This window comes from Streptomyces sp. NPDC014727 (assembly GCF_043083485.1).
In the GTDB taxonomy this organism is placed as follows: domain Bacteria; phylum Actinomycetota; class Actinomycetes; order Streptomycetales; family Streptomycetaceae; genus Streptomyces.
The window spans coordinates 16959-35093 of record NZ_JBIBYR010000038.1 but is presented as its reverse complement, the minus strand read 5'-3'; the positions used below and the strand labels follow the sequence as shown (position 1 = coordinate 35093).

Annotated in this window: 21 protein-coding genes and 1 pseudogene; 11 read left to right on the top strand and 11 right to left on the bottom strand. The window is 69.8% G+C overall.

All coding sequences use genetic code 11. The features are described from left to right. The first annotated feature begins 262 nt into the window (after window positions 1-262). Entirely contained in the window at window positions 263-1177 is a 915-nt protein-coding gene (locus ACF1B9_RS34570; protein WP_391746449.1) for a restriction endonuclease, read from the top strand. A 228-nt stretch (window positions 1178-1405) separates the two neighbouring features. Here ACF1B9_RS34570 and ACF1B9_RS34565 read toward each other — a convergent pair whose 3' ends face one another. The 3 genes from ACF1B9_RS34565 to ACF1B9_RS34555 all read right to left on the bottom strand — a co-directional run bounded on the left by ACF1B9_RS34565 (window position 1406) and on the right by ACF1B9_RS34555 (window position 3710). Continuing rightward, window positions 1406-1564, bottom strand: coding sequence for a hypothetical protein (locus ACF1B9_RS34565; RefSeq protein ID WP_391746450.1), 159 nt, complete (start codon window positions 1562-1564; stop codon window positions 1406-1408). Between the two features lie 162 nt (window positions 1565-1726). Beyond that, window positions 1727-2743, bottom strand: a complete 1017-nt coding sequence (locus ACF1B9_RS34560) for a proline racemase family protein (RefSeq protein ID WP_391746451.1) — start codon at window positions 2741-2743, stop codon at window positions 1727-1729. Between the two features lie 466 nt (window positions 2744-3209). Then, window positions 3210-3710 (bottom strand): carboxymuconolactone decarboxylase family protein, encoded by a 501-nt coding sequence (locus ACF1B9_RS34555; RefSeq protein ID WP_391746452.1) that lies wholly within the window; start codon window positions 3708-3710, stop codon window positions 3210-3212. A 92-nt stretch (window positions 3711-3802) separates the two neighbouring features. On the opposite strand from ACF1B9_RS34555, the gene ACF1B9_RS34550 reads away from it, so the two are divergent. From ACF1B9_RS34550 to ACF1B9_RS34540, 3 genes are all read left to right on the top strand, one after another. Further along, complete coding sequence (locus ACF1B9_RS34550) at window positions 3803-4726, top strand: pirin family protein (RefSeq protein WP_391746453.1); 924 nt, start codon at window positions 3803-3805, stop codon at window positions 4724-4726. A 22-nt stretch (window positions 4727-4748) separates the two neighbouring features. Next, window positions 4749-5090, top strand: coding sequence for a GNAT family N-acetyltransferase (locus ACF1B9_RS34545; protein WP_391746454.1), 342 nt, complete (start codon window positions 4749-4751; stop codon window positions 5088-5090). 79 nt (window positions 5091-5169) lie between these two features. Further along, the gene (locus tag ACF1B9_RS34540) at window positions 5170-5388 is read left to right on the top strand and encodes a hypothetical protein (RefSeq protein ID WP_391746455.1); all 219 of its coding nucleotides are present in this window, start codon (window positions 5170-5172) and stop codon (window positions 5386-5388) included. Window positions 5389-5695: 307 nt separating this feature from the next. Here the strand turns inward: ACF1B9_RS34540 and ACF1B9_RS34535 are convergent, their stop codons facing one another. Beyond that, window positions 5696-6274: a TetR/AcrR family transcriptional regulator gene (locus tag ACF1B9_RS34535; protein WP_391746456.1), complete on the bottom strand. Its 579-nt coding sequence runs from the start codon at window positions 6272-6274 to the stop codon at window positions 5696-5698. 91 nt (window positions 6275-6365) lie between these two features. Here ACF1B9_RS34535 and ACF1B9_RS34530 point away from each other — a divergent pair, with 91 nt between their 5' ends. Next, window positions 6366-6812, top strand: a complete 447-nt coding sequence (locus tag ACF1B9_RS34530) for an anthrone oxygenase family protein (protein WP_391746457.1) — start codon at window positions 6366-6368, stop codon at window positions 6810-6812. A 318-nt stretch (window positions 6813-7130) separates the two neighbouring features. Beyond that, window positions 7131-7556 carry a DUF4267 domain-containing protein gene (locus tag ACF1B9_RS34525; protein WP_391746458.1) on the top strand — a complete coding sequence of 142 codons (426 nt, stop codon included), beginning with the start codon at window positions 7131-7133 and terminating at the stop codon, window positions 7554-7556. Window positions 7557-7669: 113 nt separating this feature from the next. On the opposite strand, the gene ACF1B9_RS34520 is transcribed toward ACF1B9_RS34525, so the two are convergent. After that, window positions 7670-8068 carry a GNAT family N-acetyltransferase gene (locus tag ACF1B9_RS34520; protein ID WP_391746459.1) on the bottom strand — a complete coding sequence of 133 codons (399 nt, stop codon included), beginning with the start codon at window positions 8066-8068 and terminating at the stop codon, window positions 7670-7672. Between the two features lie 142 nt (window positions 8069-8210). Between ACF1B9_RS34520 and ACF1B9_RS34515 the strand changes: the two genes are divergently transcribed. Next, complete coding sequence (locus tag ACF1B9_RS34515; protein WP_391746460.1) at window positions 8211-8621, top strand: hypothetical protein; 411 nt, start codon at window positions 8211-8213, stop codon at window positions 8619-8621. A 93-nt stretch (window positions 8622-8714) separates the two neighbouring features. Here ACF1B9_RS34515 and ACF1B9_RS34510 read toward each other — a convergent pair whose 3' ends face one another. The 5 genes and pseudogenes from ACF1B9_RS34510 to ACF1B9_RS34490 all read right to left on the bottom strand — a co-directional run bounded on the left by ACF1B9_RS34510 (window position 8715) and on the right by ACF1B9_RS34490 (window position 12285). After that, window positions 8715-9422, bottom strand: coding sequence for an SDR family oxidoreductase (locus ACF1B9_RS34510; RefSeq protein WP_391746461.1), 708 nt, complete (start codon window positions 9420-9422; stop codon window positions 8715-8717). A gap of 245 nt (window positions 9423-9667) precedes the next feature. After that, the gene (locus ACF1B9_RS34505; protein WP_391746462.1) at window positions 9668-10030 is read right to left on the bottom strand and encodes an IS3 family transposase; all 363 of its coding nucleotides are present in this window, start codon (window positions 10028-10030) and stop codon (window positions 9668-9670) included. A 115-nt stretch (window positions 10031-10145) separates the two neighbouring features. Next, window positions 10146-10265: pseudogene (locus ACF1B9_RS34500) on the bottom strand (transposase); the annotation flags it as partial. A gap of 239 nt (window positions 10266-10504) precedes the next feature. Next, on the bottom strand, window positions 10505-11746 hold the full coding sequence (locus ACF1B9_RS34495) for an MBL fold metallo-hydrolase (protein ID WP_391746463.1): 1242 nt from the start codon (window positions 11744-11746) through the stop codon (window positions 10505-10507). 98 nt (window positions 11747-11844) lie between these two features. Further along, on the bottom strand, window positions 11845-12285 hold the full coding sequence (locus tag ACF1B9_RS34490; protein WP_391746464.1) for a PPOX class F420-dependent oxidoreductase: 441 nt from the start codon (window positions 12283-12285) through the stop codon (window positions 11845-11847). A gap of 160 nt (window positions 12286-12445) precedes the next feature. On the opposite strand from ACF1B9_RS34490, the gene ACF1B9_RS34485 reads away from it, so the two are divergent. The 4 genes from ACF1B9_RS34485 to ACF1B9_RS34470 all read left to right on the top strand — a co-directional run bounded on the left by ACF1B9_RS34485 (window position 12446) and on the right by ACF1B9_RS34470 (window position 16805). Beyond that, window positions 12446-13030 (top strand): carboxymuconolactone decarboxylase family protein, encoded by a 585-nt coding sequence (locus ACF1B9_RS34485; protein ID WP_391746465.1) that lies wholly within the window; start codon window positions 12446-12448, stop codon window positions 13028-13030. Between the two features lie 111 nt (window positions 13031-13141). Beyond that, window positions 13142-14767 carry a thiamine pyrophosphate-binding protein gene (locus ACF1B9_RS34480; RefSeq protein ID WP_391746466.1) on the top strand — a complete coding sequence of 542 codons (1626 nt, stop codon included), beginning with the start codon at window positions 13142-13144 and terminating at the stop codon, window positions 14765-14767. Next, a complete protein-coding gene (locus ACF1B9_RS34475) occupies window positions 14764-15984 on the top strand; it encodes a Glu/Leu/Phe/Val dehydrogenase dimerization domain-containing protein (protein WP_391746467.1) in 1221 nt (406 codons plus the stop codon). The genes ACF1B9_RS34480 and ACF1B9_RS34475 overlap by 4 nt, the downstream gene beginning before the upstream one ends. Before the next feature lie 209 nt (window positions 15985-16193). Beyond that, window positions 16194-16805, top strand: coding sequence for a TetR/AcrR family transcriptional regulator (locus ACF1B9_RS34470; protein WP_391746468.1), 612 nt, complete (start codon window positions 16194-16196; stop codon window positions 16803-16805). A gap of 187 nt (window positions 16806-16992) precedes the next feature. On the opposite strand, the gene ACF1B9_RS34465 is transcribed toward ACF1B9_RS34470, so the two are convergent. After that, window positions 16993-17994: a DUF6745 domain-containing protein gene (locus ACF1B9_RS34465; protein WP_391746469.1), complete on the bottom strand. Its 1002-nt coding sequence runs from the start codon at window positions 17992-17994 to the stop codon at window positions 16993-16995. Window positions 17995-18135: the final 141 nt, after the last annotated feature.

The window sequence follows — 18135 nt, the reverse complement described above, 5'->3', positions numbered from 1 at the left end:
ATACGGACCCTTGTCCTTCGTCGCTGTTCCCCCTGCTCGGTGTCAAGTGCCTGCTCGGCCGGCTACGGTGGCCGGCGCCGGCAACTGCCCTGCCGACCGTCGCACTGCTGGCTTTGCACCGCTTCCCGCGACGGCCGTCACCGCGAAATCGCATACCATGGGGCAGCTCGGCGCCGATCTGATACTCCTCTGTGAAGTGTGCGTTCTGCTCTGCCTTGCGCAGTGACCTGCCGAGCTGGAAGCGAGTACGTCAAGGGAGAACGTGGCCGAGATACCGCGCAGGGCTGTGCCGCCACGGCCGATGCAGATTTCGTCGTGGCAGCAGGCCGAGCACAACGCAGCCCGCTGGATGCGCCACTGGGGCTATTCCGATGCCACCGCACACCCCGGAGGCCCGGACTCCGGCATCGATGTCCACGCTGCCGGCGCACTGGGACAGGTCAAATACCAGGCCGCCCAGGTCGGGCGTCCGGAACTGCAACGTTTCGTGGGAGCGCGCCCCCGCGGATCGACCGCACAGCTGATCTTCTTCACCGGCAGCGATTACGCGCGCACCGCCGTGGCCTACGCCCAGGAGTGGAACATCGCGCTCTTCACGTACCGGCTGGACGGCACGATGACGCCGCTCAACGACACGGCACGCAGCATCCACCGCACCTCCGCATCCACCGTGCCCATAGCCGCTCGAAACCCTGAAACGGCCCAAGCGCAGACGTTCTGGCAGCGGAACTGGCGTGTGGTCGCAGGTGTTTGTCTCCTCCTGGCACCGCTGGGCTCGATCGGAGACGAGAAGACCTACACCGGCCCTCTCGCCCTGGACGTCCTGAAGTTCATCGGCATCCTCCTGGCTTGCTGGTCGCTCGGCACGCTCCTGATCGCCACACGATTCGGCGTCCGTATCTCCCTTCAGATCCGGCCCTTCCGAGCGGCCATCGTTTCCCGGCCGGGAACGGGCCCGGCGAGAACGGTGGGCAGAACTCACACCCCACGCCCCACACACCGCACCACAGCGGCCTCAACAACCCGGCAGGCCGATCTGGTGGCTGAGGCCGCACATCGGCTCCGTACCGGCAGCAAGCAACACCACGTCGACAAGATCCTCAGAGATCGCGGCGTCGGATTCTTGGAACGAGGCCGCATCCTCAACGAAGCCAAGAATCTCAACAAACGCTCTTGAGCATCGACCTCCGCATCAGCAACGCGAAGGCCACTGCCGTCACCATCGCTGCGGACCCGGCGTCGACCAGGTGCCGGCGTGCATCCGAAGTGTTCAACCGAGCACGGTGTACGTGCTCGTTCCGGTGTAACTCGAGGCCCCTGCACCGTGGAGGGCTTCCGGCCTGGGGGCGTCCGCGTACCGTTTGACGGTTCGGCTCGTCATGCCGACGTGTCGACTGCTCCGTCCTCAGCGCAGGGCGCGGGCCTCGGCCTCGACGTCGTAGTCGTACATCCAGGGCATGCCAAAGATCGAGGCTTTGCCCGCAGCCTTGAGCTCAACGTTGAACCGGGAGCCCTGCCGGAACCGGGCCGCGCGATCGCAGCGTCTGGCAGCGGACCAGGACATGCGACACGTCGGTCGTACTCACCCCCTCCAGCAGCGTGGCCAACCCCATCCCGTCCTCAATGGCCTGGTTGGCGCGCTGCCCCACATTCGGCAGCATCGGATGGGCCCGATCGCCGAGCAGCGCAACCAACTGTCTCAGAGCGCTGACTTTGTGACTCCCCCTCATCGAAGCACGAAACCCGGCACCATGTCGTCGTCGGGGTCGACGATGAACCGGTGCTCGCCGGTCTGGTAGGCCCGGCCGGTGACCACCGGCACCACGGCCTCCCGGCCTGCCTCGTGCGTGGTCCTCTGCACCCGCGCAAGCCAGGTCGCCTCGGTGATCGAGCTGTGCGCGAGCACTTGGCCGGGCTTGAGCCGGCCGGTGGAATGCAGCGCGGCAACCCGCGAGCAGGTGCCTGACCCGCAGGGCGAACGGTCGACCTCACCGTCGGCGAACACGGTGACATTGCGCTGCCGCAGGCTGCCGTCAGGACCGATCCCCTGGTCGTCGATATAGATGACGCCGTAGATACCGCTCAGCCTGTCGTCGAGCGGGTGCTCGGCGAAGGCGGTGGGGTTGAGGAAGCCCTTGATCTCGCGGCTCAGCTCGATCAGCGCGGTAAGCGAGGCCACACTCACATCGAGGCCGACCGCTGCGGCCGGGACGTGAGCATAAATGGCGCCGCCGAAGCTGATCCCACACCGGACCTCCCCGCGCGAGGTCGGGACCGCCACCTCGTCGTGCAGGACGTAGCTGGCGACGCTGACGAAGTCGACGCTGACGACCCGGTCGCCGTCGGTGGCCACATGGGCGCGAACCCTCCCCGAGGGCACGTCGATCACTACCTCCGTGACCCCGCTGGGATCGATCGGAACCCGGCCGCTACGCACCGCCCACGCGCCAAGAGCGATGGTGCCGTGACCGCACGCGGTCGAAAAACCGTCCTTGTGCCAGAAGAGCACACCGAAATGAGCCCCCGCGTCGTTGGGCGGAACAATGAACCCGCCGTACATGTCGGCGTGGCCGCGGGGCTCGGAGCACAGCAGGGCACGCAGCCCGTCGATCCCGGGATCGGCGATCGCGCTCACACGCTTGTCCGCCACGGCGTCCCCTGCGATCGCGGGCACGTCGGTGACGATCCGGAACGGCTCGCCGCCGGCATGGTAATCGACAGTGCGGATGTCGGTGATGGTCATGGTGGGGTCCGATCCTGATCCGGGACAGCGGGACGGGCCGTCAGGCCATGGGCACAGAGGAGTAGTCGGCCGATGCGGCATAGGTCCCCTTGATCGACCGTGTGGACACCCGACACCTCCCGAGCCGGTTTCATTGCCCGTGAGTGAATCATGTGACATGGCACAGTGCAATGACACATCCGGGGTTCCCGGCAGAGCTACCCAGCGAACGCCAACGGCCACTGCCCAAAGGCCACATGGGTGCGGCCGACGCCCAACGGACTTCCTCGCCTGGTTCGGAACGGACCTCGCCCTGATCGCAGGAGCCCCTTGTCGTAGCCCAGTTGGGCCAGCCGCACCAAGGTCGACATCGCCCAGGTCACAGCAGCCCCCAGCCCTGACCTGCTCACCCCCGACAACTCCGGCGGTGCGACTCTCGGTCCCGGGTGCGGGATGGGCCGCCGCGCCGTGAGCCGGTTCATGCGCTTCAGCGGGAGGAGGTCTCCCGTACCGGGTGCTTGCTCAGGATCGAGACCCGGTTGAAGGCGTTGATGGTGATGGCCACCCAGATCACCGCAGACAACTCGTCGTCGCTCAGCGCCTCGTGGGCCTCGGCGTACGCCCGCTCCTGGGCGAGGGCGTCGGCGGGGTGGGTGGTGGCCTCGGCGAGAGCGAGGGCGGCGCGCTCGCGGGCGGTGAAGAGTTCGGTGTCGCGCCAGGCGGCGAGCACGCCGAGGCGCCGGGTGGTCTCACCGGCCCGCAGCGCGGCCCGGGTGTGCACGTCGAGGCAGTAGGCGCAGCCGTTGAGCTGGGAGACGCGGAGGTTGACCAGCTCGACCAGGATCCGGTCGAGACCCGCATCGGCGGCGGTGGTACGGACAGCGTCGGCCGTCTTCACCAGTGCCTGGTACGCGGTGGGGCTCTGCTTGTCGAGGTGGATCCGTCCGGTGGTCCGGAGGGCTGCCGTGACCTGTGCCGTCTCGCTCACCCTGTGCTCCTTCGTCTGTTGCCGGGCGTTGTCGTCAGGACTATTATCATCCATGATTGTTGAAATCAAAACTACATTGGAGGGGTCAGGAGATGGGTGACACACAGGTCGAGGTCCTCACGGCCCGGGACGTCCCGCTGGGCGGCCCGCGCGCCATGACCGTACGACGCACGCTGCCCCAGCGGGCCCGGACACTCATCGGGGCCTGGTGCTTCGCCGACCACTACGGCCCCGACCTGGTCGCCGACTCCGGCGGCATGGACGTCGCCCCTCACCCGCATACCGGACTGCAGACCGTGAGCTGGCTCTTCACCGGCGAGATCGAGCACCGCGACAGCCTGGGCACCCACGCCTTCGTACGGCCCGGCGAGATCAACCTCATGACGGGCGGACACGGCATCAGCCACACGGAGGTCTCCACACCCGACACCACCGTCCTGCACGGCGTCCAGCTCTGGTTGGCCCTCCCCGACGAACACCGCCACGCCCCTCGCGACTTCCAGCACCACGCCCCTGAGCCGCTCCGCGTCGACGGCGCCGAACTCAGGGTCTTCCTGGGCACACTGGCCGGCGAGACCTCCCCCGTCCGCACCTTCACCCCGCTCCTCGGCGCCGAACTCCTCCTCGACCCTGGCGCCACCGTCACCCTCGACGTCGACCCGGCCTTCGAACACGGCCTGCTCGTCGACGAAGGCGACATCCGCCTCGCCGGCACGGTCCTCCACCCCGCCGAACTCGGCCACGTGGCCACGGGGCAGACGACACTCACCCTCACCAACGCCTCTGACCACCGCGCACGGGCGATCCTGCTCGGCGGCACGCCGTTCGACGAGGAGATCGCCATGTGGTGGAACTTCATCGGCCGCAGCCACCAGGACATCGTCGAGGCGCGGGAGGAATGGGAGCGGGCCTCCGACCGTTTCGGCAGCGTCGACGGCTACCCCGGCGACCGGCTGCCCGCCCCCGCCCTGCCGAACGCCGTCATCGCACCCCGCAAGAACCCTTCCCACCACTGAACCCTCCACCGAAAGGACCGTCATGAACGAGCCGACCACCACCCCCTTCGTCCGACGCGTCGACGCCCGCCACCGCTACGAGATCCTCGTCGACGACAAGCGCGCCGGCCTGACCGCTTACCGCGACCGCGACGACCGGCGGGTCTTCTTCCACACCGAGATCGACGACGCCCACGCCGGCCAGGGACTCGCCGCGATCCTCGTCGAGCAGGCCCTGACCGACGTCCGCGCCTCCGGGATGCGGATCGTCCCCGTCTGCCCGTACGTGGCCAAGTTCCTCAAGAAGCACCAGGAGTTCGCGGACATCACCGACCCCGTGACCCCCGAGGTCCTCACATGGCTCGACGCCCGGCTGGGACGCTGACGCCACCGGACAAACAGCTCGAGCCGATCGAGCAACGCACAAAGTGTGGACGGGCGCGGCGTGATCACGAGGAGTAGGCGTGACCGCGGTCAGCCTTGAGCACGCCTCTGCCCCCGCCGACACCGGCGAGGTGACCCTTCTGACAGCCCGCCGGGGGGAGCCCGGCTACGAAGCCGCCCCTGAGCTGTGGGCGAAAGGCACCTCGACAGCGCGGCCGCCTTCCCAAGCCACCTGGGACACGGTGGAGATCCAGATGGGCCCGCATGCCTTCGGCAGGCGTCATATGGATGTCCGGTGAAAACCACTTCCGGACCCGGGTGCTCTTCGGTGGCGGAGCACAGCTGGACGGGCAGCGCGACCATCCCGAACTGGATGACGCCGGACCATGTAGCCCTGATGCTTCCAGCGTCGACGGCTGAGCCCCAAGACGCATCCTTGAACCGCACGCCAGCAGCATCGCAGCTTCCAGGGCGGGTGCCCCTCTGCGGTACGAGGCCCGGCGGCCTGCGGCTGCGCCGTGTGGGCGCGAGTGACCGGAAGCGATGCCGCGGGCAGGCAGCGGCGGGGCTCGAGGGCCCCCGCCGCGTGTCCGCCGGGATGGTGTGTCAGAGCACGGCGAGCCGGTCCACCAGCAGCTCCACCCTCTGCTCGGCGTCCTCCGGCAGCAGCCGTCCCGCCCGGGTCAGGGTCGCGATCCCGTGCAGGGACGCCCAGAACACCTCGGTGAACAGCCCCGGGTGGACGCCGTCCCCGGCGACCTCGCCGAGGCACTCCAGCAGGGCGGCGAAGGCGTCCTTCAGCGGCTCCGGCGTGTCCTCCTGCGCGTACGCCAGGCCGCCGTCGAGCTGGAACAGGGCGTCGTAGACCGCCGGGTTGCGTTCGGCGAAGTCGAGGTAGCCGCGGGCGAGGGCGGCGACCCGGGCACGCGGACCGTCCGCAGCGGCGGTCGCGGCCCGCAGAGCAACGGCCAGCTCGGCGGCACCCTGGAGGGCGACGGCACCGATGATCTCGCGCTTGCCGCGGAAGTGGCTGTAGAGGACGGGCTGGCTGTACTCGATGCGCTCGGCGAGCCGGCGCGTGGTGACCGCGTCCCAGCCCTGCTGCTCGGCGAGTTCGCGGGCCGTCGCCACGATGAGACGCTCGCGGCCCGCCCGCTCGCGCTCCTTGCGTTCCTTTACCGACATGACTCGACCCTAGCACCGCTAGACAACGGAGCGGCAGCAGTACTAGCGTTACCTCGACAGCTAGCAACGCTAGATATCTGGAAGGGCCGTAATGCTCAACGCACTTGAGGTCGTCACCACCGTGGTCGTCGGCCTGATGGTGGGGGTGGAGTTCTCCGTCGCCTTCGTCATCAACCGGATCCTCGATGCCCTCCCCGACGACGCCGGCCAGCTCGGCCGAAGCCACGGCGGCCGGATGCTCGGCGCCGTCATGCCGGTCTGGTACATCGGCTCGCTCGTCCTCGCCGCGGTCTGGGCCATCGCCGGATGGCACCACCACGGCACCGGACTCGTCGTCACCGCCGCCGGACTGCTGATCCTCAGCGTGATCATGTCGCTCCTGCTGCTCGTCCCGATCAACAACCGGGGCAAGACATGGACCCCCGAGAGCCGGCCCGAGGACTGGAAGGAGCAGATGAACCGCTGGGACCGCTGGCACTACGTCCGCGTCGCCGTCATCATCGGCGCCTTCACCCTGCTGGTCGCCGCCCTCATCTGATACCAAAGTCGCCCAGACATGACTGGTTTGTTTTTGTATGTCGACAGCTTTCGCCCCGTCGGGGTGAGCCCGACAGGGCTTCGGATTTCTGCCCCGCGGGCCGACCCCGCGCCGGTGGCGCACAACCCCCACCCCCGGGCGGCTGCCGGCAACCGAAAGGCATCCGGGAATGCAGCTGCCGCTCAGATCCCACAACTGCGATCCCGACGAGCTACACCCCTCGATCAGCCGCGTTCGCGCGGCCTGATGGGGCCCTGCACGACTCAGCAAGCTCCACGAAGCTCACCAAGTTGGCGAAGACTCGCAAGGAGAAGAACAATGTCGCTGAAGAAGATCAACACCGTCCTGGCCACCGCCTTCATCCTCTTCATCCTCTGGTTCGGGATGGAGTTCATCCTGAGCCCGGAGACGACGGCGCCGGGCTTCGGTCTGCCGGGCTGGCCGCCCGGCGACGGCGACGGCTTCCTGATCATCAAGGGAATCCGCGACGTCGTCCTGGCCCTGGTCCTGGGCATCCTGCTGGTGACGGGCCACCGCCGGGCGCTGGGCTGGGTACTGCTGATGGAGGCCCTCGCCGCGTACGGCGACATGGCCACCGTGCTGGCCCACCACGGCTCAGTGGTCACCGCGCTCGGCGTCCACTGCCTGACCGCGACATTGATGGTGGTCAACGGCCTGCTGATAATCCGCGAGACCCGCAAGGTCGCGGCCGCTCCGGCAACGCCCGCCCCGCAGCCCGCCTGACGCCACCTTGGCGCGTGTCGGTATTCACCTGTCAGCGTCCTCCGGAACGATGTCCTCGGCGAAGACGGCTAATGGTGGAGTCGGGTATTGGAACTGTCTGAATACCCCTGCGGTCAGAGGGGATCGAGGAGCATCAGGACCTCGTCCCGGGTGTCGTCGGGTGCGAGGCGGAGGGCCCCGGGCCAGCGGCCGACCTCATGCCATCCGAGCCGGCTGTAGGAGTGCTCCAGCCCCTCTCCTCCCCGGGCCGCGAGATGGAGCTGTTCGAGCTCAAGTTCATCGCGGGCGATCTTCCGCAGCTGACGCATGAGAGCGGAGCCGACACCACGGCCGCGGAGTTCGGGATGGGTCTGAAGGTGGTTGACGGTGCCCCAGTGTCCGACGAGCCGGTAGGGATCGCGGCTGAGGACGACCCATCCGGCAAGAACATCGTCGAATCTCGCGGTGATGAGTCGGCTGTGTTGCGGGTGGAGGCGGCCGAGGAGTTTGTCCGTGACCCAGCCACTGCTCAAGCGTCCGGTTCTTGTCCAGGTCGGATATGCCCTCCGGACCAGGCATGGCTACGCCTCGTCCCCGGACTGCTCGTGGGCGTACTTGAGCACCATGCGGGCGTCGACCAGATCAGGACCGCTCAAGGCCTCCCAGAACGGATGCGTGACAACCTCGGCACTCAGCCGGCGCAGCGACTTCAAGAGCCCCCTGGCCGTCACCCCTGTCTTCGTGCAGGACAACAAGCGGGTCGCAGCGCTGGTGGCGGTGATCTGCCTGGCTCTGCTCGTGTTCTGCCTGATCGACCGCCAGGTCCGCCGGGCTCTCGGGGGCGACCAGAAGATGCCTGGCCTGTATCCCGGCAACCAGGTGGTCCGCCCCACCGGCCGCATGATCCTCTCCCACCTCTCCGGCCTACGGCTTCGAGTCGGGCATGCCACCGACCCACCCACCATCGTCATCAGCCGCGGCGTCCAGCTCCATCTCCTCGACCTCCTCGGCCTGGAACCAACACAACAGCTGGAGCGAGGAGGATGCCCGCACCGAAGGCGTTGGCGCGGTTGCCGGTCACGATAGCTTCGAGCAGGCACCGAAAACAGGGTCGGCGAGTGTGGGGTCCTGCTGGCAGAGCCGGTCCAGCACCGTGAGCGACAGCCGAGGAGGAGCCGCCTACCAGGCCAGGGGTTCGCCGTCCCGGAAGAATCCGCCGGTGGGGCCCGAGTCGGGCAGGGTGGCAGCCCAGACGACACTGGCGGCGCCCTGCTCGACGGGTCCGCCGCCCGGGCCGCCCATGTCGGTGGCGATCCAGCCCGGACAGACAGCGTTGACCAGGATCCGCTCGGCGCGCAGTTCATCAGCAAGCTTGCGGGTAAGGACGTTGAGGGCCGCCTTTGAGACCCCGTAGGCGGAGGTTCCGCCGGACATGAATTCCAGCGAACCGGACTCGCTGGAGACGTTCACCAGGCGCGGGTGGGCTGAGCGGCGCAGCAGCGGCAAGAACGCCTGCGCGGTCCGCCAGGCGCCGAAGAGGTTGGTCTCCAGGGTGCGGCGGACCTCGTCGAGGTCGGCGGAGACAGCGCGCCGGCCGGTGTCGTAGTTGATGGCGGCGTTGTTGATGAGGACGTCGAGGCGCCCGAACTCCGCCTCCACACTGCGGGCGAGGGCGCGGACGCCATCGGCGTCGGTCACGTCCAGTCGGTGCGGCAGCAGCACGCCGGGCACTGCGGGGGCCAGGTCAGTGACGGCCTGTTCGGCGTCTTCCGGACGGCGGGCGCACAGCAGGACGGTGTGGCCGAGCGCAGCGAGCTGACGCGCGGTCTCCCAGCCGATTCCCCGGTTAGCACCCGTGACCAGCGATACCGGCGCGGCGGTGCTCATGTTCTCTCCTCGGTGCGGACGATCTGGACCCGAGCAGCACACTATGTTGTCACCCTGCGTACATAGATCAGGCCCGAGTCGCAGGCGGGCCGCGGCCTTGGACGTAGTCCTCACGGACCATCGCGCCCGGCGACCGTCGGTCTGGCCCACTGCGCAGCATCCGCCTCGACCCGGACTCGCCGCCCGGTGCACTCGACGTCACGGCCTGGCCGCCCGGCCGAGTTCACGTCATCCTTGCAGATCTGTCACGCTCTGGTCATCGAGTTCCCCGACGACGAGAGTGGCCTTCGGGTCCCGGCGCGTGAAGCCCTTGCGCGCGGGCTCACCCCCACCAGGCCGTCTTCGCGCATCAGCCGTTCGACCCGCTTGCGCCCGACGTGGGTGCCCTCACGCTTGAGCACGGCATGCACCCGCGGCGAGCCGTAGATCCCGCCGGAATCGGCATGGATCTCGCGGATCTGCTCGGTCAGTTCGGCGTCCCGGCGAATGCGTGCACACGGCTCCTTCTCGGCGCGGCGCCAGCGGTAGTAGGTGGAGGAGGGGATGTGCAGTTCCCGGAGTACGGGCTCGACTCCCAGGTGGGGATGCTCGTCGATGAGCGCTGTCACCTGGGCCGGGCGAAAAAGCCGAGGCTGTCCGGAGCACGTCGTCGGCCCACTTGAGCTGGGCGTTCTCCTTGCGCAGGGCCACCGGCTCGGCCCGCTCGTCCGTGGTGAGCCGGTCGTCGCGTTCGCCGGCGTCCGCCTCGGCCTGGCGGACCCAGCCGCGCAGGGCTTCGGGATGCACGCCGAGGTCGACGGCCAGCTTCTTGATCTGCGGCTTCGGATCCGTGGTGCGATACATCCGCACGGCACGCTCACGCAACTCCAGCGAGTACTTTCTGGGGGCAGCCATGGCCGATGTTCCTCTCATGAGTCTCATCTGACCCCCTGTCACCATCCTCCGCATCTCGGGGGAACCTCAAGCAGCCCTCCCCCGTCGAGGGGAACCGTCGAGCGCCTGGATCACCTGCTTTTGTTCGGCCTCCGTCAACCTGGCGAACGACTGCGTCATCACGGTCAGGCTTTCACCCCTGCCCCGAGTCACCGCTCACCTGCGAGATCAAGATCGCGATGGTCCTGACCCTGAGCAACGTCCGTTGCCTCGCCGCGGCGCCAGGGGTGTGCAATCGGGGCAGCCACGGACCGCCACCAGGGATCGAGGGGAAGCGTTCCCGCAGGCTCGAAGGGCTCGCCCGGCCGGGGAAATGCGGCCGGCTGCTCGGCTTCCTCGGCGGCATCCTTCGTCCACTCGCCGGGCTCTGCCCACGGGTGCACGGAGAGGGTGAAGGTGCCCCAGTGGATGGGCATCATGACGCCGTACGGCTTACCCCCTTGCAGGTCAAGGTGCGCCTGGATCCCCTGAGCGGGCGTCATATGTATGTCGGGCCACCCACCGGGGAGTGGGGTACAGCCCGTGTGGTTCTTGGGCCAGTACTCGGAGTACGCGCCGATCTGGATCATCGTGGCGTCGAAGGGGCCATGTTCGGCCCCGATGTCCTTGAAGCCGGGGAAATACCCGGTGTCACCGCTGTGGTAGATCCGGTGCTCGGGCCCCGCGACGGCCCAGGACGCCCAGAGCGTGTGCTGCTGGTTGCGCAGGCCGCGGCCGCAGAAGTGCCGGGCCGGGGTCGCGGTGAGACTGATCCCGGCGATCTTGGTGGTCTCGTTCCAGTCCAGCTCGCGCATCCGGTCGATGGGCACGCCCCACCGCTCCAGATGGGCGCCGACGCCCAGCGGGACGACGAACACCGTGTCCGTGCCCGCGAGGGTCCGGATCGTCGGCAGATCCAGGTGGTCGTAGTGGTCGTGGGAGATCACCACGGCGTCCAACGGGCCGAGTGCGGCAAGGGGCAGCGGTACGGGGTGCAGCCGTTTGGGCCCGGCGAAGGCGAAGGGCGAGCAGCGCTCGCCCCACACCGGGTCGAAGAGCACCCGCCGGCCGTCGATCTCGGCGAGCACGCTGGAATGGCCCATCCAGGTGAGCCGCAGCCCGCTGGTGGGCGGCTCGGCGAGGTCGGCGTACGTGGTGGCGTGGACGGGCACCGTGCCGACCGGCGCCCTGCGCACCCGCTCCTCCTTGCGGAAGTAGACCTTCGCGAACTCCAGGGTGGATCCGGACGGCCTGGTCCGCGCCCCCACCGGGTTCTGGAAGACACCGTCGGCGAAGTTGGGTGAGCGGCGGATGCGCTCCATACGCGCATCCGCCGGATCGGCGCCGAATGCGGCGGGGCGCAGCGAACGCAGTCGGGTGCGGAGCGGGAGCAAGGGGTCGGCGCCGGTCACATCATCTCCTGAGGGAGTCGGTGTCGTCTCATTATGGGCGGGGGTACGACCGTGCGAGGGCGGAGCGGCCGGCGGACGGACGGCCGGACCGGACGCCGTCAGCCACGCGGCTGCCCGTACGCGTGCTCGATGTGCAGCCGCAGCACCACACGCCGGTCCCGGACCATCGCCTCGCGGTAGTCGTCCCAGTCGGGGTGTTCGCCCTGGACGTCGCGGTAGAGCGTGATCAGTTCCTCCACCGTGGCGTCGTGCGGGTCGGCCGCGACCGGGGACAGTTCGGCCGCGCCGTCCACGACCGTCCAGGCCCAGCGGTCCGCACTGGTGACGTGGTAGCTCGCCCGAGGGTCGCGGCGGAGGTTCTTCGTCTTCGCCCGGTCCTCGGTGATCGAGACACGGACGATGCGCTCCTCGGGATAGTAGAAGTGGTTGACATTGGACAGCTGGGGTCTGCCGTCGCGCCTGAGCGTCACGAGCACGCCGCCGCTCTCCTCGCCGAGCAGCCCGAGCAGCGCGTCCTGCTGTGCGTCGATTCCCGTCATGCCGAATCCAACGTCCGTACCCGCCAGAGGATTCCGCATCCTGCCGCACTTCCATGTCACATCCGAGGCGGCCCCGTCCGTCCCACCCGTGAACACAGCCGCCGACGGCGTCCCTCGGGGCCGCCGGACGGCATCGGAGCCGTACTGAAGGAGACCGGCCATGACGAACGCCCGCATCTCGCTCGACCCGCCCCGCACCCTCCTGTTCCGCGCCGTGTCGTGGTACTCGAACCGTACGTACGGCAAGGTCATCGATCCTGTACGGGTCAGTGCCCATCACACCGGGGTGCTGTGGGCCGGAAGTCGGTTCGAATTGGCGGTGGGCCGCTGGAAGAAGCTGGACCCGCAGCTCAAGGCGCTGGCCGTCATGACGTCCGCGGCCACCGTCGGATGCGGCTGGTGCATGGACTTCGGCCATTGGGAGAACCACCGCCACGGCATGGATCCGCGCAAGCTGCGTGACGTGCCGGTGTGGCGCGAGAGCGAGGCGTACACCTCGCTGGAGCGCGACGTCATGGCCTACGCGGAAGCGATGAGCCTCACACCGCCCGAGGTCGGGGACGAGCTGGTGGAGCGGCTGCGGACCGTGCTCGGTGAGGCGGCGCTCGTCGAGCTCACGACCATGGTCGCGCTGGAGAACATGCGCTCGCGCACCAACTCCGCCCTCGGACTGACCAGCCAGGGCTTCAAGGACCGGTGCGAGGCGGAACCCCCCACGAGCCGACCGACGCGGTCCGGCCACTGAACGACGATTCAGCACAAGCTGCATTGACACGGGCGCTCCCGCCTCCCGATACTGACCGGCGGTTCAGTAAATCGACTGGTCGGCACCGACCTGTCAGTGGAGGGAGGCCGGGTGGCCGGGCAGCCGAGAAGCGCGTCCCCGACCGGTGGCGAGGCCGTGGTCCGCGCCCTGGCGGCCCACGGGGTCACCACGGCGTTCGGGATTCCGGGAACGCACAACCTGGAGATCTACCGGCACCTGACGCAGTACGGGATCGCTCATGTCACGCCCCGGCACGAACAGGGGGCGGGATACGCGGCGGACGCGTACGCACGGGTCACTCAGCAGCCCGGCGTGGCGATCACCACCACCGGACCGGCCCTTCTCAACATCACGGCCGCGGTCGGACAGGCGTATTCGGACAGCGTGCCGCTGCTGGTCGTGTCCCCCGGGATGCCGTCGCGCCACCCGCGTCAGCCGACCGGTCTGCTGCACGAGATGCGCAGCCAGTCCGAGGCACTGCGTGCGGTGGCGGCGTTCAGCCACCGGGTGTCGACGATCGAGGAGATCGGCTCGGCGGTGGCGCGGGCGTTCACCCTGTTCCGTTCGGGACGCCCGCGTCCGGTCCATGTCGAGGTGCCGCTGGATCTGCTGGAGGCGGCGGGGCCCGTGGGACCGGTGCGGCTCACGCCACCGCTGTCCGTCCCGGTCCCGGCCGGATCCGCGCTCCGGGAGGGGGCCGAGGTCCTGCGTGCGGCCCGGCGGCCCGCGCTGGTCCTGGGCGGAGGGGCGCGGTCCGCGTCCGCCGGGTGCCTGGCGCTGGCCGAGACGCTGGCCGCCCCGGTCGTCACCACCGCCAATGGCAAGGGGATCGTCGACGAGACGCACCCGCTCTCGCTCGGGGTGTCACTGCACAGCCCCTCCGTACAGAAGTGGCTGGCGGGCTGCGACGCGGTGCTCGCGGTCGGCACCGAGCTGGCCGAGTCCGACCTGTGGTCCGCGCCGCCGTCACTGGGCGGCACGCTGATCCGGGTCGACATCGACCCCGCCCAGATGTACGCGGGACTGCCCGCCGATCTGGCGCTGGTCGGCGCGGCGCACCCCACGCTGGAGGCGCTGCGCGACGAGCTGACGCAGCCGGATACCGGCAGCCCGGAGGTGCGGGAGAGTTCCGCCGCGGTACGCGAGCTGCGTGCCGCGCGGGATGCCGAAACCGCGCAGCGCGACGTCCGCTGGGTGCCGTATCTGCGGGCCGCGCGGGCCGTGTCGGCCGCCGACACGATCTGGACCTCGGACAGCGCGCAGTGCTGCTACTACGGCGCGCTGCCCCATCTGCCGATCGGCCCGCGCGGGCGCTATCTGCACCCGACCGGCTTCGGCACGCTCGGCTACGCGCTGCCCGCGGCGATCGGCGCGAAGACGGCGTACCCCGGCCGGCAGGTCGTGGCACTCAGCGGGGACGGGGGGCTGCAGTTCTCCGTCCAGGAGCTCGCCACGGCCGCTCAGCTGCGACTGCCGCTGCCGGTGGTGGTCTTCGACAACGGGGGCTACGGGGAGATCCGCGACGAGATGGCGGCGTGCGGCGACACCCCCACCGGCGTCGATCTGCCGTCCGTCGACCTGCCCGCGCTGGCGCGGGCGTACGGCGGCCACGGCGCCCGTGCCGACACCCCCGAGGCGCTCGCCCGCACCCTGTCCCGGGCCCTGGCGACCCCTGGGCCCACCCTGATCGCTGTGACCGAGGAGACCCCCCGATGACGACACCTCCGGTGTCCCGCGCCACCACCCCGCCCGCCCCGCTGATCTCGCTCACGTGGACCGACCACATCACCGGCCGTCGGGGCCATCTGGTCGTCGACCGGCTGGTGCGCGGGGTCTCCAGCGGCGGGCTGCGGATGCGGGCGGGCTGCACGCTCGACGAGGTGGTCGGGCTGGCCCGCGGCATGACGATGAAGGAGGCCCTCCACTTCGACGTCGACGACATGGGGGCCCGCTACATACCGCTCGGCGGTGCGAAGGGCGGCATCGACTGCGATCCCCGTGACCCCGAGGCGTACGGCGTTCTGGTGCGCTATCTGCGGGCGGTGCGCCCGTACATCGAGAACGTGTGGACGACCGGCGAGGACCTGGGGCTCACCCAGGACATCGTGGACCGGGCGGCGGCCGAGGCCGGGCTCGTCTCCTCGGTCCAGGCCGTCTACCCACTGCTCGACGACGAGACGGCGGCCCGCCGACGGCTCGCCGACGCGTTCGCCGTAGAGGTGGACGGCATCGGGCTCGACGAACTGGTCGGCGGCTGCGGGGTCGCCGAGTCGGCGCTCGCGGCGCTGGACCGGGCGGGCGTCGCGTACGGGGAGGCGAGGGTCTCCGTACAGGGGTTCGGCACCATGGGCGGGGCGACGGCCCGGTTCCTGTCGCGCGCCGGGCTGACCGTGGTCGCCGTGGCCGACATCAAGGGCACGATCGCCAACCCGGCCGGCCTCGATGTCGAGGCGCTGCTGGCCGCCCGGGACGGGTACGGAACGGTGGACCGCGGCGCGCTCCGGGAGGGCGACCGGGAGCTTCCCGCGGACGCCTGGCTCGCGCAGGATGCCGAGCTACTGGTCCCGGCGGCGGTCTCGTACGTGATCGACGCCACCAACCAGTCCCGGATCCGGGCCCGTTGGGTCGTCGAGGCGGCGAACATGCCGGTGCTCGCCAAGGCGGAGACGCTGCTGGCGGCGCGCGGGATCACGGTACTGCCCGATGTGGTCGTCAACTCCGGTACGAACGCCTGGTGGTGGTGGACCCTGTTCGGTGACATCGGCGCGGACGCCGACGAGGCGTTCGGGCACACCCGCCGCTCGATGCGGGCCCTGATCGAACGGATGCTGGACCGCGCGGAGACCGACGGCAGCACCCCGCGGGCCGCCGCCCATGCCCTCGTCGCCGACCGGCTGCCGGTCATGGCGCAACGATTCGGCTGGTACCGCTGAACCCGATCGGCCTGCGGCCGGATCCGTCCCGGCCGGAGGCCGACAGGTTCGGTGCATGGACGCGCGCCTGCTGGGCGCGTACGACTGCGCCGTGCCGGCATCCGGGGCCGCCGGTGCGGGCACTTTGCGCGTCCGGTATCCCGGGCGCATGTTCCGTGCGGCTCCGCCCCCGGACTGCCTCCCGGGCGCGCATTCGTTAGGGTGACGCCGTGGCAAGAGTGCGGTTGAGCGTGGCGGAACGGCGCGAGGAACTCCTGCGCGCCGCCGTCGAACAGATCGAGGTGCGGGGGGTCGCGGCGGTACGGATCGCCGATGTGGCCGCTGTGCTCGGCGTGAGCAACGCACTGGTGCTGTACCACTTCTCGACCAAGGAAAAGCTGGTCGCGGCCGCCTTCGCGCATGCCGCCGAGGCCGATCTCGCCCATCTGCGCAAGCTGTTGGGCCGTCGTACCAGCGCGGTGCGACGTCTGCGCACCGCTGTCCGCTGGTACGCGCCGACGGGCCAGGCCAAGGGCTGGCGGCTGTGGATCGAGGGCTGGGCCGCCTCGCTGCGCGATCCGGCGCTGCGCAATGTGGCCGGCGATCTCGACCAGCAGTGGAAGGCGGAGCTGGCCGAGGTCATCGAAGAGGGTGCCGCAGCCGGTGAGTTCCAGTGCGACGACCCGATGTCCGTGGCCTGGCGGCTGACCGCCCTGCTGGACGGCCTCGCCGTGCAGATGATCTCGTACGCGGGTCCGCTCTCGCGGGCCACGATGCTGGCCTGGACCGACGAGGCCCTCGCTCGTGAGCTCGGCATCGACCGGGCGGCGCTGACGGCCTGAACCGCGTCCCGTGAGGGCAGGTCGCTCCGGCACATCGGCTGCCGGAACATCCGGGACGCCCTGCCCCGACGGGCCGTCGAGCCCCGGCCCCGGGCCGGGCTCCCGACGACACACCTCACCGCGAGCACCATGCACGCCGGACGCCGGCCGAGACGTTGCCGAGCCGGGTGAGCAGGGGCGCCGCCCGTCAGGTCTGCCGCAGGGGCGCATATTCCTTGCCCTGAAGTCCGAACGTCCAGGCCACACCGTTCTGCGCGGTCCTCGTGCTGGGCGGTACCCGCAGCCAGTAGGTGCGGCTGGTGCCGTCCGGCTCCGGGGTGGAGTTGACCACTTCGACCATCACCACGTCCTCGTCGCCGTCCAGCGCGATCCGCCACAGGACGCCCGTCTCGTCACGGTGGACCGGCTCGGCGCCCGACTCGCTGAGATAGCGGTCGTAACCGTAGAACTCCAGCATCACGCGGCGCAGTTCCGCGTTCTCCTCCTCACGTATCCGTTCGGGGGTCAGGGAGTTCAGTTCCGCGAGGAATTCGGCGGGCACGGGCATGCCGCGCCAGGCGTGGAGCGCGAAGCCGTCACGGTAGGCGAGCGCCGGTCCGTCCCCGCGGTCGAGCCGGCCCGCCTCGTCCCGGTGGAGCGCTTCCGGGCGCTCGCTGATCACCACGACGCGCTCGTAGGGCCACCACCAGCCCGCGTGTCTGGCCACCTCGGCCAGGCCGTTCAGCCGCTCGCCCCGCCCGTCGAACGCGGCGAGCCAGGCCGCGTCGTGCTGGCCCAGGACCGCGTCCAGCAGCACCAGCCGGACAGCGGACTCGTCCTCGGGGCGCTCCGCGAGGTCGGCGACGACACCGGCCCTGATCCGGTCGGCGAGCGCGACCGTGGTCTCCCACAGCTGTGCCCCCGTGGCCGACCACAGGGCGGACCAGCCGGCCGGGCCCAGCTCGTCGTACATCCGGCGCCGCTCCTGCGCCCAGGGCCGGGTCCGTACCTCGTCACGCACCGACCTGCCGGCCTCGGAGAGCTTCTCGACGGCCTCCACGGCGGCCCTCGGCGAAGCCACCCAGACGATCTGCTCCGGCTCGGCCAGTCCCGCGCTGCGGTAGGCGAGCCGCAGCCCGTCCTCGGCGGCGGCCCGGTCCGCCGCGCCGGTCGCCGCTGCCACGGCCCGCCATGAGTCCACGTACTGCATCGGTCTTCCCCGTCCCCTGAATCCTGTGTTCGTATGCGGTGTTCGGTGTGCTGTCTTCTGTACTGCGCGCTTCACTGATCGGATGCGCTCCCGTCACCGAGGTGTGATCGGATGAGCGCCCGTCACCGAGGTGCTTCCACG